We start from the raw sequence: 24,182 nt of genomic DNA, 5'->3' as shown, positions 1-24,182 counted from the left end.
ATGGTTTGTTCTGAAAAACCGGATGCGAAAACAGATTCAATCCGGCCAACCCTTTCGCCAAGTCGTTGACCAAGCCTTCGTTGACTGACCGAATCTATCCACGGATTGCTATAACCTACCGCTCGACCAAACAGTTGATCGGCGAGCACTACCCACTTCTCCAACGCGCCCGATCCGAACGAGTGCGAATATCTCACCAGGGCCACCGGCAGCGTCGTAAGGGTGGCAAACGCTTATCTACAGAATCTGACCTGGGCAAGCACGTAGATCGGCTGCTGGCAAAGGCGATCGTTGAAATCGCCCAAACCCACCAAGCAGGCAGCATTGTCCTACCCGACCTAGCCCACATTCGCGAATGTGTCGAAGCTGAAGTCAAACAGAGAGCCGTAGCGAAAGTACCTGACTTCGTAGACGGCCAAAAGCAATATGCCAAAGCCTACCGCACGCAGGTTCACCAGTGGAGTTATGGTCGTCTGCAAGATGCGATCGCCTCTAAAGCCGGTCAATGTGGCATCACCATCGAAATCGTCCGGCAGGGACATTCTGGCTCTCCCCAAGAGAAGGCCAAAGACCTTAGCTTTCATGCCTACGAAAAGCGCTTGGCACTTTCTACCTAGCTCCAGACCCTACGTCCATGCTTTAGCCGAATTGGTCTTACTGTCCTGAAATGCTTAATCGAAACCCTAGGAATCCCTGATATACAGGAACTCTTTCATAGAGTAGAATACTTGTACTAAAAGCGCCGCAGACCATGCGAGAGCCTCTGCTCTGTGAAAAATAAGGGTTTGTTTGACTGTGAGACCACAGTTTTACTTTCTGACCCTGGTAGCTGACCACTCCGATGCTGCTGTTGCTAGTGAACGTCTGGAATCGGGCACCGTGCAACAGGATGAGGGGCGCACCCAGCAAGAGAGAACGGACTTACTGTAGTGTTGGCTGCCGAAACAACTCCGATCAAGGAGTAATCCATGCACCCATATTCATATCTTAGCCTCCGCGAACCCCAAGCGCAGGACTTTTTCCTGGTAGGTTCGCGCAGCCTGAAAGCCTTGCTCGTTGGTGTTGCGACACAACAGGGCAAGTTTTGGGTAGTTGAACAGGCTTTCAAGAGTAAGGTTCGCCATCAAAGGGTCTATATGCCCTGTGAACCAAGAGATTTGAGTGGATGCCGTCGCACTGGGCTTCTACAGCCCATGAGGATTGAAACTGATGCTGTCGGTATAGGCGTCCTCACCCAGCTGCGTCGCACTGGGCTTCTACAGCCCATGAGGATTGAAACAGTGAAACTGGTATCCCCAAAGGGGCATCTCTATTTTGTCGCACTGGGCTTCTACAGCCCATGAGGATTGAAACGCCGCTTGGCCCCAGGTGGCGGCAAAGGCGCGGCGCGGCACACTGGGCTTCTACAGCCCATGAGGATTGAAGCTTTTCAGCCGATATAGTCATGGTGGTTCACTTGAACTACCATGAAGGTGCATGGATTGAAACGAATCCTGCCATGCTCGACTAGGCAGGTATGTAGGTAAGCGACACGAATTCCGGAACAGTGACATCAATTCCAGAATGATGTCACATAATTCCGGAACGTACAGCTACGGAGCGGGTGAACCCCTTGCTATGTAAGAAACGAGCATGGCAGGATTCGAACCTGCGACCCCTAGAACCGGAATCTAGTGCTCTATCCACTGAGCTACATGCCCTTAGGCTGCACCATTCTAGCATCTGCTAGGGGCGTTGTCACAATGACTCGTCCTTAATCCACAATCGAGTATGGCCAATCGTTACCCCGTTCCTCATGTTTGAAGGTTCCGTTAAGGAGGTCATGACCCTCTATACCTCGGTATTTAGCGATTGTCAGGTGAGCCAGATTGATTTTTACAGTACCGGTGAGCTGGGCTCATTAGGTTTGGTCAAGCAGGCTGTACCGGCGAAGACGAGCTGCAACGGGCTTTTGAGCAGCTTTCATTCGGTGGCGAAGTGTTGATGCCGCTGGATGACTATGGGTTTAGCCAGCGATTTAGCTGGGTGAACGATCGCTTTGGTGTGTCGTGGCAGCTTAATCTGGCTAAATAGTGCAGAAACTATATAAGCCCATGCGGCTGATCCACGAATTTTGCCCGCTCCACACTTTATCTGAGACCCCATGACTCAACCTCCCGACACCGCCAATCCCCTCGATGCTGCCGCTGCTGCCCTAACGCAAGAGGCTGAGGGGGCAGGTTTATCTGAAGAGCAGTATCGCCGCAAAATGCAGCGCCGCCAGGAGGTGCAGCAGCAGCGCATCGCTGAGCGCAATGTCGAAAAGGGTCTGGTGATTATCAACACCGGCAACGGCAAGGGCAAAACCACCGCCGCCCTGGGCATGGTGCTGCGCTCCATCGGCCACGGCTACAGGGTTGCAATCGTGCAGTTCATCAAAGGTGCGTGGGAACCGGCGGAAAAGGCCGTGCTAGAGCGGTTTGGCGATCAGCTCACCTTCCACGCCATGGGTGAAGGGTTTACCTGGGATACGCAGGATCGCGACCGCGACACCCAAACCGCCCAAACCGCTTGGGAAACGGCTCTTTCTTACATTCGTAACCCCGAGTACAAAACCATTCTGCTCGACGAAATTAATATTGCCCTCAAGCACGGCTTTCTGAGCGTCGATCAGGTGGTGGCGGGGCTGGCCGAAAAGCCGGAGATGACCCACGTCATTCTCACCGGGCGAGGTGCACCCCAAGCGCTGATCGACCAGGCCGACCTAGTGACGGAGATGACCCTAGTGAAGCACCCCTTCCGCGAACAGGGAATCAAAGCCCAGCCCGGCATCGAATTCTAGGGTCTGCGCTGCCGTAGGGTGGGCACTGCCCACCATCAGAAAAACCGTTCCTAGGCCACCCCCTTAAGCCCAAACACCCCAACAACCTATGGATCGCTACGCCACCCTACGCTGCATCCAGAGCCTCAACCCTGAACGCGACCACGCCGAAATCTGCCACCTGCTGGTGGGCTACGAGTTTCCTTAGGATGTCACCCGCGCCCTGGAGGCTGCTCTGCTACGAACGTTTTGTATCCCCAGCGTATCGGCGCTGCTGGATAAAACTGGTGAGTTTCGCCACCACGCCCAAAAGCGCTACGACGACACCGGCATTGTGGTGTCTGAGGTGTTCAAGCACGGCTACGACAGCCCCCGAGGCGAAGCCTTTATTCAGCGCATGAATGCCATTCACCGCCACTACGCCATTGGCAATCGCGACTTCCTCTACGTGCTCTCAACCTTTGTATATGAGCCGATTCGGTGGTGCGATCGCTTTGGCTGGCGGCCTTTTTGTCAGCAGGAGCGGCTGGCCTGCTACTACTTCTGGCGAGCGATTGGCGATCGCATGGGTATTCACGACATTCCGCCTACCTACGAGGCGTTTGAGCAGTTCAACCGCGAGTTTGAGGCCGAGCAGTTTGCCTATGCCCCCACCAACCAGCGGGTTGCCGATGCCACCCGACATATGCTGCTGTCCTGGTTCCCCGTCGTCACCCGGCCAGTGGTGAACTGGGGGCTACCCTGCCTGCTCGACCCGCCCTTGCTAGCGGCGCTGGGATGGCAGCCGGTGCCGGTGGCGGTGCAGCAATTGGCTAACACCGCCCTCAAGACCCGCAGTCGTTTGCTGCGCCGCTTGCCGCCGCGCACCGAACCAGATTTCTTCGCCGATCAATCCATTCGCAGTTATCCCGAGGGTTACACCCTAGAGGATATTGGGCCAGAGGCGCTGCGATCGCGGCTGTAGGCACCCTGCCAACTCTAGCAGTGGGGTTATGCACTATCATCAAGAGCCGTAGCCGCTACCGGTAGCCCCATGCCCGACTATCAGCCCTCCCTGCTCTCCGACGCCGATCTGCGGGCAGCGGATCTGTCGTGGGCCTACAACCGTCCCGCGGGGTCGGCCATGCTAGCCGACGAACTCCAGAGCTGGAAGCAGCGGGTGGCCCAGTTTCAGGCCACCGTCAAGGCTGACCCGTCGGTGCAGGGGACGCTGTTTGATGTCGTCGATGCTTCGCCTGCCGATACGATTGACCCGTTTGCCCTGCCGCCTCAAAATGCCGAGTTTTGGCGAGGGCAATTCCAAGAATCGGGCGTGCCCGCTCTGTACTTTGTGGTCGATCACGACGCGGCGGTGCTGCTCTACGTAGGCGAAACCGTTAAGTCAAACCAGCGCTGGAAGGGAGTGCACGACTGCAAGCGCTACATTCTCAGCTATGTGGAAGCTCACCGGGTTCACCAGCTGCCCGTAGCGGTGAATATTGGTTTTTGGCCCCACGCCGACTGCGATCGCAAGGCCCGTCAGACTCTAGAGCAAGAGCTGATTCGCCACTGGCGATCGCCCTTCAACAAAGAAAACTGGGCAACCTGGAGTACCCCCTTTGTAGGCGGCAAACTGGAGGCCTAGCACCCGCCATGCCGACCTTTTGGGGTGAACACCGCTAACGACTCTGGAAGCCTGGGCCTTGGAGGTAGTTGACGAGGGCGATCGCCAAGCCCCCCAGCAGGGCATAGATGGCCATGGCAATCAAGTTGTTGAGGTCAAAAATTTGAGTGGCGTCAGCGTTAGTGGGGCTAATAAAGAGGGTCGAAAACGGCCGCATAAACGGCTCTGACAAGGTGTAAATAGTTTGGGCAAAGGGGTTATTGGGGTTAGCGCTAGACAGCCGCAGAAACAACCGCAGCGCCAGCAGTACCTCTAACGCCCCGACCAGCAGCACAATAGAGTTGCGCACCCAGGCCAACCGAGCCCGGCGCTGGGCTTCCCGCAGTCGCGCATGCTCCTGCCTGAGACGGTAAACCTCCTGGTTGTGAATGAGTTCTCGGCTGCGTTCAAACTCATCGTATCCGTTGGGTCTTTGGCTCATGGGGGTGTTATTGCCTGCAATTAACGGTTCTTGGGGGTAAAGCAACCGCTACGTTAGCTAAAACATAACGCAGCTTGGCCAGCGCTATAGTTTGGCTCACTTTATATAGGGTATGGCTTAGGAGCTATCTCGGCCAGAGATATTACCAAACCAGCACAAATAGTGCCTACCACCATAAATCAACGAGATAGGTAAGCTATAGGACATCGACGCCGCGATCGCCTAGTAGGGTAGCAATAATGGAGGGGCGCACCCAAGCAGCAAACCATGCCCCTGATGCAGAGCAGGAATCTCTGGTTTGAGCCGCTCACTGCGGCCCATGCCGACGAACTTTTTTCGATTTTGGTCACTCCCTCGGTCCTGGCTTTCATCGATCCGACTGAGAGTCTGCCAACTCGTGCAGATCTCAAGGCGGAGTACGCCAGCCGAGCGAGGGGGCCTGTGGATTCAGCTAACGAGCGATGGTTCAATGTAGCCGTACGCTTAAAAACCCCTCTAGCTCCAGCAATTGGCCGCCTTGAGGCAACAGGGTACGGCGAGTGGGGAGAGGTAGCCTACCTGTTTGGCGAAGCTTGGTGGGGAAAAGGATTAGCCTTTGAAGCCATGCTCTGGTGGCACGACTACCTAGCGGCAGCCGTCCCCGAAACTGTGTGGTGGGCGGCGGTGCACCCAGCCAACAACAGGAGTAGCCGGCTGCTGGCAAGGCTGGGGTACGAGGAAGTGGAACTTAGCCAGGCCCCCAACCTGGGCTCCTATGATCCAGGCGATCGCTGCTTTGTCCGGTCTGCTCCCTAGCCGGCACTGGCAAAGCGAATCTTCAGGTAGTCGTCTTCCATCTTGGCCCCGGCGGGTTGTAAGGCCGCCAAAGCCTGGGGCAGAACTAGGTTGCGGCGGTGGTTGCCAATGCGCACATTCAGCTCATCTGCCGACTTGCTCAGCTCGATTTGATCTTTGGGAATGCCAGGCAGATAGAGTTCCAGTCTATAGCAGCCATCCTCCTGCACCACGCGCAGGGTGGTCTCTTTGTAATAGACCTGAGTGGGGTCTTCGTCGGTGTAGAGAGTTTCTTTGAGGCGCTGGAGGGATTCCAGGCCGCACAGTTCTTCGGCAAATAGGGGCGCCTCTTTTACCGGCAGCGGGTGAAAGTTCTCGTGAATTTCGTGCCTGTACTGCTGCTGTTTTTCCTTCATCCGCTGGAAGAAGGGATCCTGCACTTCGTCGGGAATGATGCGGTTGGCGATCACCAGATCGGTGCCTACGTTATAGAGGCTGAGGTAGGCGTGGGCCCGCAGCGATTCTTTAATCACCATTTTTTCGGGGTTGGTGACCAAGCGCACGGAGGTGGTGCTCGCGTCGGTGAGCACTTTCTCTAGCTCAATCAGCTGCTCGTAAAATTCGTAGGGTGCATCCATCACCTCTTTGGTAGGCAGATTAAAGCCCGCCACCGGGCGAAAGAAGGGCTGCACCAGGGGCCGCAGGGCTTCGGAGACAGCCTGGAAGGGTTTGTAGAGTTTGCGCATATACCAGCCGGCCACCTCGGGCAGGCTGAGCAAGCGCAGGGCGGTGCCGGTGGGGGCCGAGTCGATGATTAGCACGTCGTACTCGCCTTCGTCGTGGTGGCGCTTCATGCGCACCAGGCTGAAGATTTCATCCATGCCGGGGAGAATGGCCAGCTCTTCAGCCTCAATGCCCTCTAGCCCACGGGCCTGAAGCACGTCGGTGATGTAGCGTTTCACCGCGCCCCAGTTGCCTTCGAGTTCCATCAGGGCGTCGAGTTCTGCGCCCCACAAGTTGGGCTGCACCAGGCGAGGCTCGTGGCCTAGTTCTATGTCGAAGCTGTCGGCTAGGGAGTGAGCGGGATCGGTGCTCAGTACCAGGGTTTTGTAGCCCAGTTCTGCGCAGCGTAGGCCCGTGGCGGCTGCGACGGAGGTTTTGCCGACGCCGCCTTTACCGGTCATTAACAATACCCGCATGTGGGTGTCCTCGCCTTTTCCGTTATGGTTTCCCTATTTTTATAATCTATAGGGTTTTTGAGGTTTCCGCAGGGAGGGAGATGGGGCATGTTGAGGAGTGAACCCCGAAAGGGTCATTTTTCCTATGCTTGAAGGTTTTTGGTGAAACCATTTCTGTCGTAGGGGTGAGCAGTTGTTCGCTCCAGCGGGGTATCTGTCCTGACTAGGGATTGGGGGACGACGGGCTAGTGGTTGGGGCAGGGTGGTAACGGCGCACAATAGGGGAAAATGCTCAATCTACTGCTGGGGGCGTTTCGCTGCCCCCAGACCCCCACGACCAGGGCCGTTCCGCCGCCCTGGACCCAACGGAAAGGAGTCACGGATCACGGGTTTAAACGTCTGTTCTGCAAATGGGCCAGTTGGTAGCTTCAGCTTCGTGGTTCACCAGTTTTAACTACTGTCTAGCGTTGAGTAGGGTGGGCATTGCCCACCATTTACCCCGATTTCCTAAGCCGCGATCGCATCCATCAACTCCTCGGCCATGTCGAAGTTAGCGGTGACGGACTGCACGTCGTCGAGGTCTTCGAGGGCATCCATGAGTCTAACCAGCAGGCGGGCCTGGTCGGGGTCATCGACGACTAAGGTGTTGCTGGGCAGCCAGCGTAGCTCCGCCTGGCTGATAGTTAACCCTTGAGCCTTGAGGTTGGTGTCGAGGGTCTCCAGATCGACGGGGGCGCAAAATAGCTCAGCAGCAGAAATTTCTTCGTCGCGACGACCTAGCACCGTGGTCAGTTCGTAGGTTTCGGCCCCGGCCTCCATGGCGGCTTCGAGCAGGGTTTCTTCGTCGCCGGGGTGGACGATGGTGACGACGCCTTTTTGCTCAAACATCCAGCCGACGCAGCCGGTTTCACCGAGGTTACCGTTGCTCTTGCTGAAGGCGGCGCGTAGGTCGGCGGCGGTGCGGTTGCGGTTGTCAGTGAGGGCCTCGATTAAGATGGCGACGCCGCCGGGGCCGTAGCCCTCGTAGCGGATGGCCTCGAAGCTGTTGTCGGCACTGAGGTTGCCAGAACCTTTGGCGATCGCCCTGTCAATATTGTCGTTAGGCACCCCCGCTGCTTTGGCCTTGTCGATGGCGGTGCGCAGCTGGAAGTTGCCCGCTGGGTCACCGCCCTGACGCGCCGCCACAATAATTTCTCGCGACATTTTGGCGAAGACTTTGCCCTTGACGGCATCGACCCGCGCTTTTTGGCGCTTGATGTTGGCCCACTTACTATGACCTGCCATACCTCAACAACAGATGCACTGCGCTCTTGATTTTATCGCCCTAAGGGCAACCTCATGAATCAACTAGAGGGGCAGCGGCTCTCAGAGCGGCTCCGATTAGGCCCACTTGAGGATTGAGCACGATGTGCACGGGCACCCGATCAAGCAGGGGGCTGACGCGACCCTTATGGGTAAAGGCGTCGAGGAACGTTCCGGCGGTCATGGCGTCGAGGTTTTTAGCGGCGATGCCTCCAGCTACATAGAGGCCACCGTAGGGCAGCAGCTTGAGAGCGAGGTTGCCCGCCTCGGCCCCGTAGGCGGAGACGAAAATTTCCATGGCTTTGTGAGAGAGGCGATCGCGACAGCCCACAGCGGCCTGGGCGATGACGGCACCGGGGTCAACGGTTTTGGTGGAGAGGCCGGTTTGGCGTTCCCAAGCGACGATCGCTTCGGCGATCTCTGGGGTTTCGGTGGCAAACTCGCGATCGCGCAAAAATTGGTAGATCGCCACAATCCCCTGGCCCGACACCACCCGCTCCACCGACACGCGAGAGATCTGGTGCTTGTCGATTAGATAGCGCATCAGCTGAAACTCTAGCTCTGAGCGGGGCGCAAAGTCGGCGTGCCCCCCTTCAGATGGAAATATCAGGGGGCGACCGCTCGTGGCTAGGGCAAACCCCTGCCCCAAGCCGGTGCCCGCGCCAATAATGGCCACCGGGGCGTTGCCATCGGGGTCGCCCGCTTGCAGGGTGTGGATGTCTTCGGCAGCGAGGCCAAAGACCCCGTAGCCGACGGCTTCAAAGTCGTTGATCAGCTCAACTCGGTCAAGGTCGAGTTCTACCTGTAGGCGATCGCCCTCTAGCGACCAGGCCAGGTTGGTCAGGCTGGAGGTGTTTTCCACGACTGGCCCGGCGATCGCAAAGCAGGCCCGCTCAGGAGCGTAGGCATGCCCGGCATCGATGGCGGCCTGGTGCAAAAATTCTTTCACCATCGGCACCAGGTCGGAGTAGGCCTGGCTAGAGTAAGTGCGCTCAAACTCGTTTTTGAGAATCACCGGGGTCGATGGACTGGGTTCGCTGGCTTCGACCAGGCGCAGAATGGTTTTGGTGCCACCAATATCACCGGCAAGCAGATAGGTCATGGCTGGAACGTTCTGAGGGGCTAACGACAGTTGCGGGCAGATCCTGGTTTAGCTTACCGCTGCGAAAGCCCTCTAGATCAAGGGTGACATATGTGAAACCGTAGTCTTGCAGCGCCTTTACCAGGGCTTCAAGCTCGGTGGCAGCTACAAATTCTTTAATATTTTCGACAGGAATTTCAATGCGGGCGGTGTCGGCCTGCGATCGCACCCTGAGCTGCCGCAGCCCCAAATGCCGCAGGTACAGCTCTGCTTGGCCCACCCGCCGCAGCTTCTCTAGGGTGATTGCCTCGCCGTAGGGGAAGCGTGAGCTGAGGCAGGGTTGTGCCGGTTTATCCCACCAGGGCAGACCCAGCAGGCGCGAGATCTCACGCACCTCAAACTTGGTGATGCCCACTTCGGCCAGGGGTGATCTGGCGCCGCGCTCTTGTGCCGCCTGAATGCCAGGGCGGTAGTCGCCCAGGTCATCGGCGTTGACGCCATCTACTACGTAGGGGTAGCCCTGCCTTAGGGCCAATGGCTTAAGGGTGTCGTGCAGCTCGCTCTTGCAGAAGTAGCAGCGGTTGACAGGGTTGGCCGCGTAATTGGGATTGTCTAGCTCGTGGGTAGCAACAATCTCATGGGCAATGCCGATTGCCGCCGCCTGCACCTGGGCTTCTTCTAAATCGGCGGGCATGAGCGAAGGGGAGTTGGCGGTGACGGCAAGGGCGCGATCGCCCAGCACGTCGTAGGCGACCTTGGCCACCAGGGTGCTGTCGATGCCGCCCGAATAGGCGATCAGTGCTCGCTCCATCCCAGCGAATAGGGCTTTGAGCTGGTCAAGTTTTTGCGACACCATAGTTGAGCTACAGAAATTGAAAGGATAGGGCCTAGAAATTGGGCTAGGCCAGAGGGCCGCCTACCCCATCCTACCGATGCCCCTTTCCCATTGACTATTTCTCACGGTCGCAGTATCTTTTGCCCTATTCAAACGGCGTTGGTGGCTTCAAATTCAGCCGTTCAGCACGGCTTCGTAGGCTTGCCCTGCGCGCTCCCAGGTGAAGGTGTTTTCAATCAGCTCCCGGCCACGCGCCGATAGGGTGGTCCGCAGTTCAGGCTGGTCAAAGAGTTGGCCGATCGCCCCGACATACTCATCAACAGTATTCGCCCGCAGCGCCCGCTGGGGCTGGTCTACGGCGAGACCTTCAAGGCCGCGATCGCTCGCCACGACTGGCACCCCCGCCGCCATTGCTTCTAGGGTTTTGTTCTTAATACCAAAGCCAATGCGCATGGGCACCACGCATACTGTCGCCCGGTGCAGATAATCCGCCACCGACGGCACTCGTCCAGTAACAACAACTCCCGGCAGATTGCCTAACGCCTCCACTTCTAACGTGGGTTTGTTGCCCACTAGGTAGAGGGTAGCGTCGGGGTAGCGCTGGCGCAGGGGCGGCAGAATAGCTTGGGCCAGATACTTGGCCGTATCTACATTGGCGATGTAGTCCATCGCGCCGACGAAAACCAGGCTGCGGCCGCCAGGGTCCGCGCGGCGATAGGGAAATTGCACCAGATCCACACCGTTAGGAACAACATGCAGGGGAGTAGTCCCGGCAATGGGAGCAAAGAATTGACGGTCTTCCTCAGTGGTGATCACAAGGTCAGAAAACTTTTGGGCGTAGCGGCGCTCGTAGCGGCGGAGCAGGGGTAGGTTGAGGCGATCGCGCAGCGGCTTCTCCGCCGTCCCGGTCTCTAACTGGTTCACCAGCGTGCCGTAGAGTGAGCTGTGAATATCCACCACTACTTTCTTGACTCGCTGACGATAGCTGGGGCGCACGAAGACTTCGTTGACGCTGTGCTCACAGGTAATGACGTCGCAGTGGACGCCTTCTACCCAGTCGTCGATCCACTGCTGCAGGGCGGGGGTGTGCAGGTAGGTGGTGCTTGGGGGTGTACCCGTAGCCAGAAAGTGAGCAAAGCGGCTGATTTTGCCAGGCAGTCCAGGCTGGAGGTCTGCGGCTGTAGGGCGAGGAAAGCACACCAGCTTATCCACGTGGGTGGACAGGGCCTCTACCTCTGCTGCCGTCACTTCGTCGGATCGCTGCGTCACCAGCGTAATCTCGTGCCGCTGAGCTAGGTGCTTGAGTAGATAAAACGTGCGAATTTGCGTACCTCCCAGCGTCGGTGGGTAGGGAAACGTTGTGGAGATCATCAAAATTCGCATCAGACGGGTTCTCCCAGACGAGTAATGGTGCGGGCAGTCTCGGGTAGCTTGGCCTGGGCCTGTCCCTGGGTGCGGGCGTGGGCGCACCACAAATCCAGCGGCGTGATCGCTAGCTCCAAAGCAGTGCCGCGCCCGTTCAGGAGCTTAACGGTTGCCTGGGGCAGCTCCTTTAGGCCCCAGCGCAGCAGACGATAGCGCATTTCTTTGGCGGTGAGGGGACGCATCAGATCTACACTGTGTAGGTCGTGCAGATAGCGGTTTGAGCAGCCGTAGCGATGCCATTGACTGTGCAGACCCTTCAGGCTATCTCGATGGCGATGGTAGACCACGGCATCGGCAGCATGGACGAGTTGCCACGAGGTAGTTTGCTGAATGCGCCAGCACAGGTCCGCGTCCCCGCCCGTGGTCAAATGGGGACGAAAGAGCCCAACTGTACCCAAAATTTCAGCCCGCACAGCTAGATTGGCCGTTTGACCGTAGGACAAAAAAGCATGGTTGAGGGTGTTGTGCTGGGAGAGGGTGCCCTGGCGATCGGCGTAGCGCTCTAGCCAGTTTTGGCTGGGTAAGGCCTTAATCTCCCCTGCCACCAGCCCGACAGAATGGTCGACAAAGGGCTGCACAAGGGAGACGAGCCAGTTAGGCTCAGGATGACAATCGGCGTCGGTAAAGGCGAGAATGTCACCCTTGGCGACGGCGATGCCAGCGTTGCGGGCGGCATAGGAGCTTTGGATGGCGCTATAGATGATGGCCCGCAGCCGAATACCTTGGGAGGCAGCAGTGGCGGCGGCGGTTCGCAGGAGGTCGGGGGTGCGATCGCAGCTCCCATTGTCCACCAGCAAAAAATCGACGCGATCGGCTGGATACTGTTGCCCCATCAGCCGTTGCACCAGTTCGGGCAGGTCGGCCTCACCGTTATAGATGGGCACAATCACCGACACCGAGGGGTAGATCATCGGCTGAGCCGCATCGGTTGTCACAGTGAGAACCGCCATCGTCTGTCACACAATCTGTAGGGCAAACTGGTTCCAGTATGCCCATCACCTCAGGGGATGTCCCGAATCTGGGTCGTTAGGCGCTGGTCGTTGATAGGAAATAAACCGACTGCAAGGACGATCGCGCTTCTCGCTATACTGCTGAACGCAACCCGTTGTTGGCTCTATGCGTTCTATCGTTCAACCTTCTCTCGCCGTTGGCCTGGCCTTTGCCCTGGGACTGTCGAGCTGCGCCCCTGTCCCCAATGGGGCTGACGCGGCTCTGGAGGATGTCGTCCCGGTAGCACCGGCGATGCCTCCGATTTACGAAACTGTGAGATTGCCCAGCGCGATCGCGCATGTGGTGACTATTCCTGACCCGGTGCGCTACCCGGTGCAGGTGGCGGCAGTTGATGGGCTGGCGCGGGTAGATCAGATTGCCTCCCAACTGTGTGGGGCTGGAGAGTGCGTGACTGCCGCCCTCAACGCCGGTTTTTTTGACCCCAACAATGGCCTCACTACGTCTTACGTTGTGAAGGATGGCGCACTGGTGGCCGACCCCAACCAAAACGAGCGGCTGATTGGCAATCCAGACCTGACCAGCTATATGGATAGGATTTTGAATCGCTCAGAATTTCGCCGCTACGATTGCGGCGGGACTCTAAGCTACGACATCACCTTCCATCAGGAGCCTGTGCCAGCGGGGTGCGCCCTAGTGGATGCCGTCGGTGCTGGCCCTCAGCTGCTGCCCCAGGATACGTCTGTGGAGGAAGGCTTTATCGATCGCGCCGCCCGCCGCGATGCCCTGGGTAGTCAGTCGCCCAACGCTCGCTCAGCGGTGGGCCTCAAGGCCGACGGCAGCGTGGTGCTGGTGATGGTAGCTCAGGTGCCAGGGGTGTCGCCCTCAGGAATGACAATGGGGGAAGTAGCAGCTTTTATGAGCGATCGCGGCGTCACCCAAGCACTCAACCTCGACGGTGGCAGCTCCTCAACGCTGATGTACGACGGCACTACCCATTACGGTCGTCTCAATGCCTCTGGCGAACTGGTGCAGCGCCCGGTGAAATCGATTCTCTGGGTCGAAAATCCGCAACTGCAATAGTCACCGGGCAAGCTCTGTTATGGGCAAAAGGCCTCTCCCCAATTCAGCACCGTTGACCGGCCAGAATCCGTACATTCAAAGGGGACGATCTGATTTTCCATCAGGCCAAAGGTTGCTTCCCAGTCTGTTTGATCGAGCTGAAACGTTACCATGCCGAGGGGTTGGCAACGATTGATCAAGCTAGTGCTGAGCTCAGTCATGAGTTGTGGCGACTGCATCACTTCTGGTGCAGATTGCCCTTGAACACGCAACAAGATGCCTATAGGTTTCTGCGCAGGATAGCTGCTGTATAGATCATCCAGATCAACCGCTGAGGCATTACTGATGAATGCTTTGTGCTCATCGTAGATCACAGTATTGGCCTCTTCTAGGGCCAATCGACATGCCTGAACAGCGTCCTCGTGAGAAGTTTGCGCTTGACTAGTTTGCGCCTGGCTGGGCTGAGGGAATTGAGCCATAAACAAAACGCAGGCAAAACTAACCAGTTGAGTCAGTTCTTTCTTTCTCATGGGACAGCTAGGGGTTACTAAGAGTGAGCGTAGTTTTCCCAGATCACTAGCGCTGTGCTCTACCATTCATTCTCCGCTTATTCCATCGCCAGTCGCCGCTCTGCGAATGCCCGATTGTGCTGGAGATTCAGCTCCAGTTCCACCAGTTCACTGAGCTGGGTAGTGAGGGTTTCAATGCGTTTATCGGCTGCGACCTTGCGGTGGAGAGCCGCTCTAGCGAGATCTTCTCGACCGATGGCTAGAGCCTTCCCGGCAACGTGGTGCCATTCGTCGGCTGTTTTATAGGCAGTTTGCTGATCGGCCAGGGTAGTGTTGTAGGCAGTGGCAATGTCGCCCAGAGCTTTTTGGAAGTTAGCGCGGGCTTCGGCGGGGGTGGTGGTGTGGCGATCGCCCTCGGCCAGTCGCCGCAGTTCAGGCAGGTTGAGCTGGTCGGTGCGCAGGCCAAAGTTGGCCAGCTGGCGGCTCTCGCTGCGGCCTGTGGTGCACCAGTTGGCAAAGTGTTCGCAGTTGTTGAGCAAGAGGTCGTACTGGCGCTCGCCCAAGCGGCTGGTGGCCCGCTCAACGACAACTTCAGGGTCATAGATTAGCGACTTACGAACGGTGTAAACCGGGTTGCTCCAGGAGAAGGCGTCGTAGCTGGTGCGGGCGATCTCGGCGATGTCTCGGGCTTTGCTGTAGTGAATGACGGTGCCATCGCCGCAGTCAATGCCGTGGTGCTGATATAGCCCAGGTATCCCTGCCAGATCGCGCATGACGTAAATTTGATCACCCTTGGCCATAGCTGCTGTCTCGTTGGAACAGTATTTTCAAAACCTTGAGATGGGCTGCAATTTGGGCAAGGCAAACGGTCGTTTGCCACCTACGACAGCCCAGTATCTAACAATGGAAACTTACCCAATTCCAGTTGAGGACTCATTGGCCGTTGCCTCTCATCAACAACCTGAGCCAGGCATTGGTTGCAGAATCACTCTTCTTCGTTATAGCAGCCCTATTTGTGGCTGGGCAGTGCGGGCATACACACCGCTAAAACCCCATTTCTCCCGTTGCCAAATCTAAGCTGAGCTGTCCTCCAGCGGTAGGAATTGTCATTCGATCGCCTGTGAGATCCATCTCGGGATTGCCGCTCAGCCAAAAGCCTTGGGCAGCTTGATCAACGACTTCCGCTCGCGACTGGCCAGTAACCTCGACAATATCGTCAAAGCTGTGCTGAGCCTCGACCTCCCCATTCAAACCCATCACCACAATGGCGCGGGGGCTGGCCACGTTGATCCATTCGTCCAGCAGTACGACGGTGCCGGCGTCATTTACCCGCGCCAGACGGGGGCCGTAGCTGTGGGGCAGGCTGTGTGACCAGACCTGTTGGCAGCGATCGCCCAGGGTCTCAAACAGGCTAGCGGTGGTGCGCTGAGTGCCAGCCTCGTCTTGCCCCAGCGTCAAAACGAGGTGGTAGCTGCCTGCGGGCGATGTCTCATGGCGCAGCATTGGCGGGTAAGGAATGGAATCCTGGCCAAGCACGGGCAGCGACTGCGATAGAAGAACGAAACTAGGCAGAGTAGCCCAACTAGACCAGGCTAGGCCTAAAGACGGCTGGGTGATGGTGGTTAAGGCGGTCTCACCAAAAGCGACAGCCCCGTTCACAGTCGCTACTACTCCCTGAGCCAGCAGCCAGCTACTCAGCATCGCCATCACCGCCCCCGGGGCTGCCAGCGTAGATAGCCCGCCAGCAGTATCGTCGTCAGCAGCGACATCGCCGGGCCATTGGGAATCGGTTGGGGAGTCTGCGTCGTTGCGGCAAAGGCGGCCTCAGGCAACAGAGCCAGGTCGGTGATTGGGGTTACTTTGGGCGGGGCGACCCAGGGTAAAGCGTCAGGAGCTGCGTCTGCCAGGGGAGGCAGTGTCGTGGGTAGTTCCCCTGGGGCGCGAGCGGCAGACGGGCCTGGCGCAGTGCGAGCAAAGCCGCTGTTACGAACTTCGTTAATTTGGCGATCGGTGAGCTGGTCTAGGCCCGCGCCATCGGGAGTAATGTCGTCAAGAGAACTGGGCGAATTGCGAAAGCTGCCATCGGTCATCAGATTATTTGCGCCGCCAGCCCCAAAGCTCTCATGGGTCAGGCCCAGGTTGTGGCCGATTTCGTGGGCCACCGTGTCGAGGCGACCAATGCCATTATTAAAGGTGAGAATATCGTCATCGATCAAAACGCCGTTTTGGCCAATCCAACCCAGGCCAAGGGTGTCAACCCCCTCATAGGGGAAAATACTTTCCACAAACCAGAGGCTGATGGGGCCAGAGGTGCGGGTTGAGAGCGGGTTACGCCCAAAGGCTCCGGCCCCGCCCGCAAAAGATAGCTCGGCAAACTCGTCTTGGTTGTCGATGGTGAGAAAGCGGCTGGCGTTGAGCCGGTTGGGGGCTAAAAAGCTGACGTCGAGATTGGCCTGGGCCCAGATTTTGCGGGTAGCTTCTTCAAACAGAGCCAGGTCGGCACAAAGGATGCCAAGGTCGTCGCACACCTGAATGGGCTGAATGCTGACAAACCGCATCGGGCCGCTGCTGCCCTGCCCTTCGCCCGAGCAGGACACCAGAGCCGCCGAGAGGCCGCAAACAATCAAAAACTGGGGCTTAAAAAGCGCGTTGGCCATTTGAGGTAGACACGATTGGCTCGGGTTGGGCAAAGCTGTCAAAACACCATACCCTGAGCAACCGTAGGATCAGGGAGATTATCCAAAAACTTTCTGTAAAATTCCCTTTTTTTGACGTTGGCCCAGCACTAAATGTTGCAGCATTTGCCCCTGCCACAGCGGCAGAGGGTTGCTAGAGCGCTGTAGCTGGGCTACCTGAGCCAGGTCAGAGGCGGCTTCGGCCCCGCCCCCGGTCAACCAGCGAGCAATGGGATGGTCCCAGCCCTGAAGAAATTCGTCGAGCATCACCCGGTGGCTGTCATCAATGGGGAAGGGGGTTTCGCTGGTGTCAGCGTGGGTGGTTTCGTGCAGCGCTTTCCGGGGTTTGTTGGTGGCGGCTAGGGCCTTGGCGGTCAGCGATCGCCAGGTTTCGCTCAGCAGCGGTGGCAGTGCCGCCAGACTGGCGGTTTGGGCCAGATCGCTGGCGAGGGCGGCCAGGTCGCGATCGCCGGTTTGCTCGCCATAGCTGGCAAAGTCGTCGAGCAGGGGCTGCAACAGCTCGCGCTCGAGCACCGTGGCTAGCCCAGCTACGGCCGTGGCATCGGCCATGGGGCCGCTGGTGGTAGACAGGTGAGCCACCGCGATGGCCAGATCTCTTTGGCTGTCGGCGCTGAGGCAAAACCAGACGCGATCGCTCAAACCCTGGCGCACCTGCTGCTTGGCGTCATCGAGCTTCAGCGGTGGAGAGGAAGCTAGGGCAACAACTGGCGGTTCTGCCAACGGCGGTGAGGCAGCTTTAGGGGCTGACTGAACCGACGCGGCTGGTTGAACTTTTGCGGGCAAAGGTGAGGCCTCGGTTGGCGTCACCTTTGCCCGCACTGAGGCTTTGGGCACCGCCACCGCTTGAACTGGCAGGGGTTGAATCTGGGCCGCTACCGAATCTGCTCTTTTCGCTTGAATGGGCTCGTCTTGGACTGGAGCTGGCTGAGGCTGCTGAACCTGAAGCTGAGCCTTTAACAGAGCTGCGCTCTCAGCTTTTAGCGCTTTTAGCTGGGTCTCTTTTTGGGCCAGTAGAGCGTTCTGTTCTGCCAGCAGGGCGTCCTTTTCGGCTAGCTGAGCTTCTGCCGCTGCCAGCCGCTGGGCCATCTGCTGAAGCTCTACCGCTGTCGCCCCGGCCCGCACCAGGTTGCCGTAGTGGGGTTCGCTGAGGTCAACCGGCTTGGCCGACTCACCTGGCAGGTAGAGCCAGCCCTGCTGATCGCCCCGGTTGACGACTAACCGCTGGCCCTCGGGGTTGCTGATGGTAAGGGTGGTGGTGTCTGAGGCCGTTTTGGTCGTAGCGGAGTAGCGGCGGTTGCTATAGGTAAACTCGGCGGCGTCCGTGGTTGGTGGAGCGATTCGCGAAGCAATCCGTCCCGGAATCGCAGATAGGGTTGTTGGCGGCGAAACGGGCTGAGGGGCGATCGCCTCTTCCCGTTCTACAACTAGCGCATCTGCTGTGCCCGTAGGTATCTCGGATACGCGTGTCGTTGGCGACCCCTTTTCCTCACCACTATTCGCTAGAGGAACAGACACAGACAACTTAGGTAGAGCCAGCTCTAGACGGGCTGGTAGCGGCTGACCTTTGGCGGTAGCGCTCACGGGTTCTGCCCCCGCTGCTAATCGCACCCCCACTAGCTCTAGCTCCACAGTAGTGGTGCCCTGCCATTCGTTTTGCTTGAGCTTGTAAGCTACATCAAGGCAATTGGGCAGGGGGTAGTACTCGCCCCAGCGCCAGGCGATCGCCTTAATTGTCTCGCCCCCAGCTTCTGCCAGCACCAGCTTGAGGTGGTCACGATTGCGGCCCACAGTCTGCTGCTCTAGCACCTGCACATTCGGCGTCCAAAACACTGGGTCGGGGTTCTCAATGCCGCAGGGGTGCAGGTGGTCGATCTGATCAAACAAGCCCTGGTGAATATCGCTTAACCTCGCCTGGCTGTCGATTTTAACCAGGGGCTTGAGCAGATCGACCGAGAGGGTTTGGCAGGCGTAGTGCGATAGCCGCGTGGTCACCTGGCGCAGGCGATTGGCCAAAAACGAGAAACCCCCCGCTGCCCGGTGGCCGCCAAACTTTTCCATCAGGTCGTGGCAGGTTTGCAGGGCCACAAACACATCAAACTCTGGAATGCTGCGCGCCGAGCCGCGAATCACCTTGTGGTCTTCATCCTCATAGGTGCCGATGAAGACGGGCACGCCGTAGCGCTCCACCAGCCGCGAGGCCACAATGCCGATGACGCCGTGGTGCCAGCCGGGTTGCACCACGACCAGCACACGATCGCGCTCAATATCCACTGTGCCCAGCGCCCGCTGCTGCTCACACCAGGCGATCGCCTCCTGCTCAATGCTCTGGCAGAGATCCTGGCGAGTGCCGTTGATCTGCTCGCACTGCATCGCTCGCTCCAGCGCTACTCCCACGTCATCGGTGGTGAGCAAATCAATCACAATCTGTGGCTCGCTGATCCGGCCCACGGCGTTGATGCGCGGTCCCAAACGAAAGCCAATGTGCTCCGGCTTCAGCGGCTTGCTCTGGTCGGCCAGCCCCGCTACCTGAATTAGCGCCTGAATGCCGAAAAGGCGCGATCGCGGCAATAGCCCTAGCCCCCGCCGTACCCAGCGGCGATTCACACCCGTCAGCGGAGCCAGGTCAGCGATGGTGCCCAGGGTAAACAGCTCTAGCAATGGCCCAGTCAAATCTTGGGTACGCCCCAGCGCCTGGGCCAGACACACCGCCAAAATGTAGGCCACTCCCACCCCAGCCACCCCTCGGTAAGGCGAGGTCTCGGGCAGCAGCTTGGGGTTCAAAATCGCGTTTGCTGGGGGAATCTCGGGGGGAATATCGTGGTGGTCGGTGACAATTACTGCCAAGCCCAACTCACGGGCGCGGGCGATCGGAGCCACCGCCGCAATGCCATTATCCACCGTGAGAATGATGCTTACACCCTCGGCGTAGCAGTCTTCGACAATGCGGGTATTGATGCCGTAGCCCTCAGCCATGCGGCTGGGGATGGTGTAGCTCACCTGCGCGCCAAGCGCCTTTAAAGCCCGCAGTAGCAGAGCGGTACTGGTCATGCCGTCGGCGTCATAGTCGCCGCAGATGGCGATCGCCTGCTGAGTGGCGATCGCTGTTACCAGCAGCTCTAGACTCGCCGCCAGGTCGGGGAACTCCGCTAGGGGCGATGGCAACTGCTGCCGCTCGGGATCAAGAAAGGCAGTGGCCTGCGTCGGGGTCGTAATGCCCCGATTAATCAATACCTGAGTCAGCAGCGGCGACAGCCCCGTAACCTGCGCTAAGGATGTTGCCAGGGGTGCATTTGCCGGTGCCACCTGCCACCGCTGGCGCGGCAGGCCAGCCGTGGCGGTTGTAGACGAGGTGGAGGGGGCTGCAGCAGACTCAGTCACAGTACAGAAGCACTAGATTGTGTGAACTAATCATAGCTGGAGTTCCCGATTTAATTGAACCCAACTCACCCCTGCTGAGATTCGTAACCCAGCTAGTCTAGAGCACTATGCCAGAATAGAAACCTAAGGCCGTCAGCATCAAACCATGACCTTTCCCAAGGCCGTCCTATGACTATCATTACCATTGACGAGTCTAGTCGGATCGAAATCCCCGCTGCCATTCGCATCCAACTTGGTCTTCATCCCCTCGAAAACCTTGAGCTAGAGGTTAGTGAAGGGCGCATCATTCTACATTTGCTGAGTCAATCCTCTCGACTTCGCCATGAGGGTACTGCTTTGGTTCTCGAAACTCCGCCTCTGAGCTCTCAAGAGGATATGAACAATCTGATTGAAAACCTGAGGGAAGACCGCATCCAGAGTTAGATGTCCCTATGAAGGCTGTCTTCGATACTTCAATGTTAATTGCTGCAACCTCACTAGCACCTTGTTGTTGCTCCACTCCAGCACAAGGTGATTTCCGCAAGAAACGCGTTTGATCAGGCCTTAACAAAAAACAGAATAAATTCTTATAAAATTAAGTTCGTCTAAACAAGAAATTTAACCTTGCGTCAGTCAAATTCACACCCCAAGATTTCAATGTGCTATTGGGGTCATTGCCATTGAGCCCTAATCGCCTTAAAGTTTGCTTCTCACAATCCAGGAAATAAGCATCACAACAAAATCTCTCATCTACTATTGGACTGCATAAAAATACTTGATTGTTTAGAAGGAGCATAATAGGCTCTCTACGATTATTTCTAAAATCTCCCATCACTGAACCTGGGCGCGAAAAAGTGATGCTCACCGTTAGAGGTCCAGCCTACGCTGTAGAGCGGGTCATCCATGAGCTGTATCGAGTTGGTTTTGCAGAGGTGCACGAATGGAGCAAGCCCATTCCCACAGGCAAGCTCAACGAAATTATGCGAGTCTTAACTCGTTACGTAATCTTTGATTGAGATGAATCAATGGGCGGAGCGAGACTCGAACTCGCACAACCGAAGTCGCCACATTTTGAGTGTGGTGCGTCTACCAATTCCGCCATCCGCCCTTGGATGCGCTCCCATTATACTCGACTGTCGGGCGTTTAACCAACTGGTAGTAATCATTGGTGCTGGCCCAGCGATCGATTTCCCTAGCGCGCAGGACGGGCACTGGGTGGGTAAGTCCCTGGGTACGCACCTGCTTGAGGGCTTCGCCAATAGCGTCGTCGCTGAGACTGTCGTAGGCGCGGGCCTGATCAATAAAGGCATCGACATTGAGCTGGTCAACGAGCGAGGGCGAGCCGCCGCAGAGCTTCATCAGCAAAGAAGCGACAATGCGGGGGTCTTGGGCGACCAGCAGGGCAGCGCGATCGCAGGTAAACTCAGCACAGCGCACCCACTCCATCAACTGATTTTGAAGACTCTGTGCCAGCACTTCGCCTAGAGGTAGCTGGCTAGCAGCCAGCGTGATCAGGTTGGCCAAGGTGAGGTAAACGCTGTGCTCACACTTGAGGTGGCCCAGTTCGTGGGCGATCACCGCCTGGGTTTCTGCCGGTGTCAGCAGTTCGATCAGCGCTGTGTGGATGACGATGAAAGGCTGCTCGCCGCGCATGGCAAAGGTGTAAGCGTTGGGCACCGGGTTTTGGCGCACGTAGAGTCGGGGCACCTCTAGGTCGAGAATGCGGCAGGCTTCGACCAACGACTGATGCAGCTCGGGCAGCTGGCGATCGCTCACCTGCAAGCTTGAGGCCAGATGGTCGAGGTGAAAGAACCGCTCTGCCAGAGGGGCCAGAGCCATACGCACCATCACATCGAGCCCTGGCAGCTGCTTAAGGGCGCGGGTGGCTTCTAGATCCAGAGGGTGGCGAAACTGGTCAGCGCGCAGCCCTACCAGCAGAGTTTTACCAGGCATAGTTTAAAGGCGAATCAGGGTGCGATCAGGGTATCTTCCATCGTAGCTTGGAGAAACCGGCTTGGCTGGGTTGGCAGTTTTCGCCCAGCAATTCTTATTTTGGCAAAAACTGTTCAAGCCCCCGACTTCCTATATGGTGATGACACCTGAGGCACCCAAGAGAGCCAGCGCCGTTGAAGGAACGGGATGTGTATGACATCACAATGGGTTCGTTTCGCCAGCGGTTGTCATCGCTATTAGACAAGCGCACTGGCATGAAACATCCACTATGGTATGCAGGTATGTAGATGCTAAGTGCAGCGGCAAGTTTGGCCAACATACCGCTTTTATCACGTTGCGATCGCCGCACTCCCCTACAACATTGTTATCAATCTAAGCTTCTATCTAGTACTTGACTAGACCGATTGTGACAGGCTCCAACAGTCTAGGGTTTAGGGTTTAGGGTGCCGGGTCTAAGGCAGGCCGTGAACCTGACACCTTAGACCTTGAACCCTCACTCACCTGTCACCTTTGGTTGGGTAGACGACTAGCATTAGCCAGCCACTAATCGTCAATTTCGGCTAGTTCGATCACCTGGTTGTCATAGTCTTTAACCAGAAAGTTGAGGGGCTTTTCGTTACGAATTTTGTGCTGCACGCCGCCTAGCTGCACGCGCATCAAGATGTATTCTAAACAGTTGTGGTCGAAGCAGACGTGGCGCTGCTGGTTGCGGTGGCCGAGGCTGGCACCACTCACCACGTGGAGCTGGGTGTTTTTGCGCAACTGATACCACAGCCCTTCGGGGCTGTTCATCACGTTTTGGTTGCCGAGGCTGGTAGCGCCGCCCAGGTACAGGGGGTCGAGACCAGCGGTGCCTAGGGTTTGCTCATAGTTGTAGTAGTAGTGCAGGGGCACCTCGGCGGCAGGCAGGTTGAGCATGCCTTCATAGAAGTGGCGGGCCACCTCCAGATCAGACACCATCACCGTGTAGACCTTAGGGGCACTCTTGAGAAACATCCACATGGCCCCGGCGTAGGCCACTAGCAGCAAGACCATAATTCCCTGGGTCGACATGATGCTGTCGAGGGGCAGCCCCAGCAGGGAAGCCAAGCGCAGGTTTAGAGAGCAGTCAAGCAGCATAGGCCCACTCACAGGGTAACGACAAGGGTGGTGATGGCACTCACCCCAATACTCAGTGTCTCGTAACCAGTGTATCAATTCTGCAATAAACTCCCCAGTTGCTGAGGTAGTTGTTGGGGTGGTAGCGACATCTTGAGCCCAGGTTGGGAAAATCTCTGGGTTTCAAAAAAAATACGTCGCCAAAAGCGCCATGGTAGGTATATTAAAGGCTGATTTACCCGCAGCCTGATTCAGTAGCGATCGCAGATCTGGGGGTGGCTTTGGTCAACGTTCTCCACGGCTCAAACTATGTCTAGCCCAGCACCTATTCCTAACTTTCCTGAGTGCGACCACAGGCTGGTGCAGTCGCTGCACCATTTGAGCGATCGCGAGCTGGTGCAGCTATTTCAACGCCACGGCGATGCAGGGCGCTACTTTACGGCAATTTTTTGTCGCTATAGCCCCATGGTCTATAGCCTGATTCGCCACTCGGCGCGATCGCCCGTGCAGGCCGAATACCTGTTTGCCCTGACTTGGCGGCACATTCTCCTTGAGCTGGGCGGGGTTGAATGCCCTGAGGCGGTGGCGGGCGAAGGGCCAGGCGCATTTACCCTACAGAACTGGCTGATCAATATCACCGCCCTGTGCATCAACCAAGCAGTGGTGCCCGAGGTCGAGACTATCCACTACTCTCTTGACCAGGCTACGCCTCCCCTCTGGTGTTACGTTGAGCAGGCCCTCGATCGCCTGCCTCCGGTAGAGCGACTAGTAGCGGTCATGGCCCTGACCTTTCGCTGGAGCGAGAACCGCATTGCTGCCTATCTTCAGGCTGAGGGAGAAGCCCTGACAGCGGCTGATGTGCGCCAAAAGCTGGGGCAGGCCTTTCAGCACCTAGAGTTGGCCCTGCCTGAGGATATTCGCCAGATTTACCTGGGCGATGCGTCGCTGCGCCCCGAACCTCTCCCCGACGACCTCGATGGTTTGCTAACCGTTCCCGATTTGGAGGGAGTGAGTCTAGGAGAGGCTAATCTAGTAAGCACCACTGGGGACTTTGGCAACGAATGGGCCAACTAATTTTGA

General features: G+C 57.5%; 23 protein-coding genes, 2 tRNA genes, 2 pseudogenes and 1 CRISPR repeat array. Of the genes and pseudogenes, 11 read left to right on the top strand and 16 right to left on the bottom strand.

The window, feature by feature from the left end; all coding sequences use genetic code 11:
• The first annotated feature begins 65 nt into the window (after positions 1 to 65).
• Both cas12k and H6F57_RS27960 read left to right on the top strand, forming a co-directional pair.
• Positions 66 to 617 carry a type V CRISPR-associated protein Cas12k gene (cas12k, locus tag H6F57_RS09565; RefSeq protein ID WP_199292406.1) on the top strand — a complete coding sequence of 184 codons (552 nt, stop codon included), beginning with the start codon at positions 66 to 68 and terminating at the stop codon, positions 615 to 617.
• Between the two features lie 178 nt (positions 618 to 795).
• The gene (locus H6F57_RS27960) at positions 796 to 930 is read left to right on the top strand and encodes a hypothetical protein (protein ID WP_277873733.1); all 135 of its coding nucleotides are present in this window, start codon (positions 796 to 798) and stop codon (positions 928 to 930) included.
• Positions 931 to 1,169: 239 nt separating this feature from the next.
• A CRISPR array of direct repeats spans positions 1,170 to 1,426; the repeat unit is 38 nt; unit sequence CGTCGCACTGGGCTTCTACAGCCCATGAGGATTGAAAC.
• 201 nt (positions 1,427 to 1,627) lie between these two features.
• Here H6F57_RS27960 and H6F57_RS09560 read toward each other — a convergent pair.
• Positions 1,628 to 1,700, bottom strand: a tRNA-Arg gene (locus H6F57_RS09560).
• A gap of 95 nt (positions 1,701 to 1,795) precedes the next feature.
• Between H6F57_RS09560 and H6F57_RS28310 the strand changes: the two are divergent.
• The 4 genes and pseudogenes from H6F57_RS28310 to H6F57_RS09535 all read left to right on the top strand — a co-directional run bounded on the left by H6F57_RS28310 (position 1,796) and on the right by H6F57_RS09535 (position 4,424).
• Positions 1,796 to 2,073: pseudogene (locus H6F57_RS28310) on the top strand (VOC family protein).
• A 70-nt stretch (positions 2,074 to 2,143) separates the two neighbouring features.
• Positions 2,144 to 2,821 carry a cob(I)yrinic acid a,c-diamide adenosyltransferase gene (gene cobO, locus H6F57_RS09545; RefSeq protein ID WP_190625373.1) on the top strand — a complete coding sequence of 226 codons (678 nt, stop codon included), beginning with the start codon at positions 2,144 to 2,146 and terminating at the stop codon, positions 2,819 to 2,821.
• 202 nt (positions 2,822 to 3,023) lie between these two features.
• Positions 3,024 to 3,764: an oxygenase MpaB family protein gene (locus H6F57_RS09540; RefSeq protein ID WP_199289553.1), complete on the top strand. Its 741-nt coding sequence runs from the start codon at positions 3,024 to 3,026 to the stop codon at positions 3,762 to 3,764.
• A gap of 69 nt (positions 3,765 to 3,833) precedes the next feature.
• On the top strand, positions 3,834 to 4,424 hold the full coding sequence (locus H6F57_RS09535; protein ID WP_190625372.1) for a GIY-YIG nuclease family protein: 591 nt from the start codon (positions 3,834 to 3,836) through the stop codon (positions 4,422 to 4,424).
• Between the two features lie 34 nt (positions 4,425 to 4,458).
• On the opposite strand, the gene H6F57_RS09530 is transcribed toward H6F57_RS09535, so the two are convergent.
• Positions 4,459 to 4,884: a YggT family protein gene (locus tag H6F57_RS09530; RefSeq protein ID WP_190625371.1), complete on the bottom strand. Its 426-nt coding sequence runs from the start codon at positions 4,882 to 4,884 to the stop codon at positions 4,459 to 4,461.
• Between the two features lie 267 nt (positions 4,885 to 5,151).
• On the opposite strand from H6F57_RS09530, the gene H6F57_RS09525 reads away from it, so the two are divergent.
• Positions 5,152 to 5,679 (top strand): GNAT family N-acetyltransferase, encoded by a 528-nt coding sequence (locus H6F57_RS09525; RefSeq protein WP_190625370.1) that lies wholly within the window; start codon positions 5,152 to 5,154, stop codon positions 5,677 to 5,679.
• Here H6F57_RS09525 and H6F57_RS09520 read toward each other — a convergent pair.
• The 6 genes from H6F57_RS09520 to H6F57_RS09495 all read right to left on the bottom strand — a co-directional run bounded on the left by H6F57_RS09520 (position 5,676) and on the right by H6F57_RS09495 (position 12,429).
• Complete coding sequence (locus tag H6F57_RS09520; RefSeq protein ID WP_190625369.1) at positions 5,676 to 6,857, bottom strand: TRC40/GET3/ArsA family transport-energizing ATPase; 1,182 nt, start codon at positions 6,855 to 6,857, stop codon at positions 5,676 to 5,678. The genes H6F57_RS09525 and H6F57_RS09520 overlap by 4 nt on opposite strands.
• A 486-nt stretch (positions 6,858 to 7,343) precedes the next feature.
• Positions 7,344 to 8,120, bottom strand: coding sequence for a YebC/PmpR family DNA-binding transcriptional regulator (locus tag H6F57_RS09515; protein WP_190625368.1), 777 nt, complete (start codon positions 8,118 to 8,120; stop codon positions 7,344 to 7,346).
• 52 nt (positions 8,121 to 8,172) lie between these two features.
• Positions 8,173 to 9,240 (bottom strand): glucokinase, encoded by a 1,068-nt coding sequence (locus H6F57_RS09510; protein ID WP_190625367.1) that lies wholly within the window; start codon positions 9,238 to 9,240, stop codon positions 8,173 to 8,175.
• Complete coding sequence (larE, locus tag H6F57_RS09505; protein ID WP_190625366.1) at positions 9,218 to 10,075, bottom strand: ATP-dependent sacrificial sulfur transferase LarE; 858 nt, start codon at positions 10,073 to 10,075, stop codon at positions 9,218 to 9,220. The genes H6F57_RS09510 and larE overlap by 23 nt, the downstream gene beginning before the upstream one ends.
• A gap of 153 nt (positions 10,076 to 10,228) precedes the next feature.
• Positions 10,229 to 11,437, bottom strand: a complete 1,209-nt coding sequence (locus tag H6F57_RS09500; RefSeq protein WP_190625365.1) for a glycosyltransferase family 4 protein — start codon at positions 11,435 to 11,437, stop codon at positions 10,229 to 10,231.
• Positions 11,437 to 12,429 carry a glycosyltransferase gene (locus H6F57_RS09495; protein ID WP_190625364.1) on the bottom strand — a complete coding sequence of 331 codons (993 nt, stop codon included), beginning with the start codon at positions 12,427 to 12,429 and terminating at the stop codon, positions 11,437 to 11,439. Before H6F57_RS09495 ends, H6F57_RS09500 begins: the two co-directional genes overlap by 1 nt.
• A 166-nt stretch (positions 12,430 to 12,595) precedes the next feature.
• On the opposite strand from H6F57_RS09495, the gene H6F57_RS09490 reads away from it, so the two are divergent.
• Entirely contained in the window at positions 12,596 to 13,510 is a 915-nt protein-coding gene (locus H6F57_RS09490) for a phosphodiester glycosidase family protein (protein WP_190625363.1), read from the top strand.
• A 17-nt stretch (positions 13,511 to 13,527) separates the two neighbouring features.
• On the opposite strand, the gene H6F57_RS09485 is transcribed toward H6F57_RS09490, so the two are convergent.
• From H6F57_RS09485 to recJ, 5 genes and pseudogenes are all read right to left on the bottom strand, one after another.
• Positions 13,528 to 14,019, bottom strand: coding sequence for a hypothetical protein (locus tag H6F57_RS09485; RefSeq protein WP_190625362.1), 492 nt, complete (start codon positions 14,017 to 14,019; stop codon positions 13,528 to 13,530).
• A gap of 77 nt (positions 14,020 to 14,096) precedes the next feature.
• Positions 14,097 to 14,798, bottom strand: a complete 702-nt coding sequence (locus tag H6F57_RS09480) for a lecithin retinol acyltransferase family protein (protein ID WP_190625361.1) — start codon at positions 14,796 to 14,798, stop codon at positions 14,097 to 14,099.
• Between the two features lie 244 nt (positions 14,799 to 15,042).
• Positions 15,043 to 15,705, bottom strand: a complete 663-nt coding sequence (locus H6F57_RS09475; RefSeq protein WP_190794995.1) for a hypothetical protein — start codon at positions 15,703 to 15,705, stop codon at positions 15,043 to 15,045.
• Entirely contained in the window at positions 15,705 to 16,655 is a 951-nt protein-coding gene (locus tag H6F57_RS09470) for a reprolysin-like metallopeptidase (protein ID WP_190625359.1), read from the bottom strand. The genes H6F57_RS09475 and H6F57_RS09470 overlap by 1 nt, the downstream gene beginning before the upstream one ends.
• Positions 16,656 to 18,293: 1,638 nt before the next feature.
• Positions 18,294 to 20,018 (bottom strand): annotated as a pseudogene (recJ, locus tag H6F57_RS28305) (single-stranded-DNA-specific exonuclease RecJ); the annotation flags it as partial.
• A 222-nt stretch (positions 20,019 to 20,240) separates the two neighbouring features.
• Here recJ and H6F57_RS09460 point away from each other — a divergent pair.
• Both H6F57_RS09460 and H6F57_RS09455 read left to right on the top strand, forming a co-directional pair.
• Complete coding sequence (locus H6F57_RS09460; RefSeq protein ID WP_190625358.1) at positions 20,241 to 20,495, top strand: AbrB/MazE/SpoVT family DNA-binding domain-containing protein; 255 nt, start codon at positions 20,241 to 20,243, stop codon at positions 20,493 to 20,495.
• Between the two features lie 413 nt (positions 20,496 to 20,908).
• Positions 20,909 to 21,067 carry a hypothetical protein gene (locus tag H6F57_RS09455; protein WP_199289546.1) on the top strand — a complete coding sequence of 53 codons (159 nt, stop codon included), beginning with the start codon at positions 20,909 to 20,911 and terminating at the stop codon, positions 21,065 to 21,067.
• Between the two features lie 10 nt (positions 21,068 to 21,077).
• Here H6F57_RS09455 and H6F57_RS09450 read toward each other — a convergent pair.
• The 3 genes from H6F57_RS09450 to H6F57_RS09440 form a co-directional block, all read right to left on the bottom strand.
• Positions 21,078 to 21,159: transfer RNA gene (locus tag H6F57_RS09450), tRNA-Leu, on the bottom strand.
• Positions 21,138 to 22,004, bottom strand: coding sequence for a M48 family metallopeptidase (locus H6F57_RS09445; RefSeq protein ID WP_190625356.1), 867 nt, complete (start codon positions 22,002 to 22,004; stop codon positions 21,138 to 21,140). The genes H6F57_RS09450 and H6F57_RS09445 overlap by 22 nt, the downstream gene beginning before the upstream one ends.
• 543 nt (positions 22,005 to 22,547) lie before the next feature.
• Positions 22,548 to 23,123: a glyoxalase-like domain protein gene (locus tag H6F57_RS09440; RefSeq protein ID WP_190625355.1), complete on the bottom strand. Its 576-nt coding sequence runs from the start codon at positions 23,121 to 23,123 to the stop codon at positions 22,548 to 22,550.
• Between the two features lie 288 nt (positions 23,124 to 23,411).
• Between H6F57_RS09440 and H6F57_RS09435 the strand changes: the two genes are divergently transcribed.
• Positions 23,412 to 24,176: a sigma-70 family RNA polymerase sigma factor gene (locus H6F57_RS09435; RefSeq protein WP_190625354.1), complete on the top strand. Its 765-nt coding sequence runs from the start codon at positions 23,412 to 23,414 to the stop codon at positions 24,174 to 24,176.
• Positions 24,177 to 24,182: the final 6 nt, after the last annotated feature.

The organism is Leptolyngbya sp. FACHB-60 (assembly GCF_014695775.1).
GTDB lineage: Bacteria > Cyanobacteriota > Cyanobacteriia > Phormidesmidales > Phormidesmidaceae > Nodosilinea.
The sequence above is the reverse complement of the archived record's forward strand: the minus strand, read 5'-3'. Positions and strand labels throughout refer to the sequence as shown.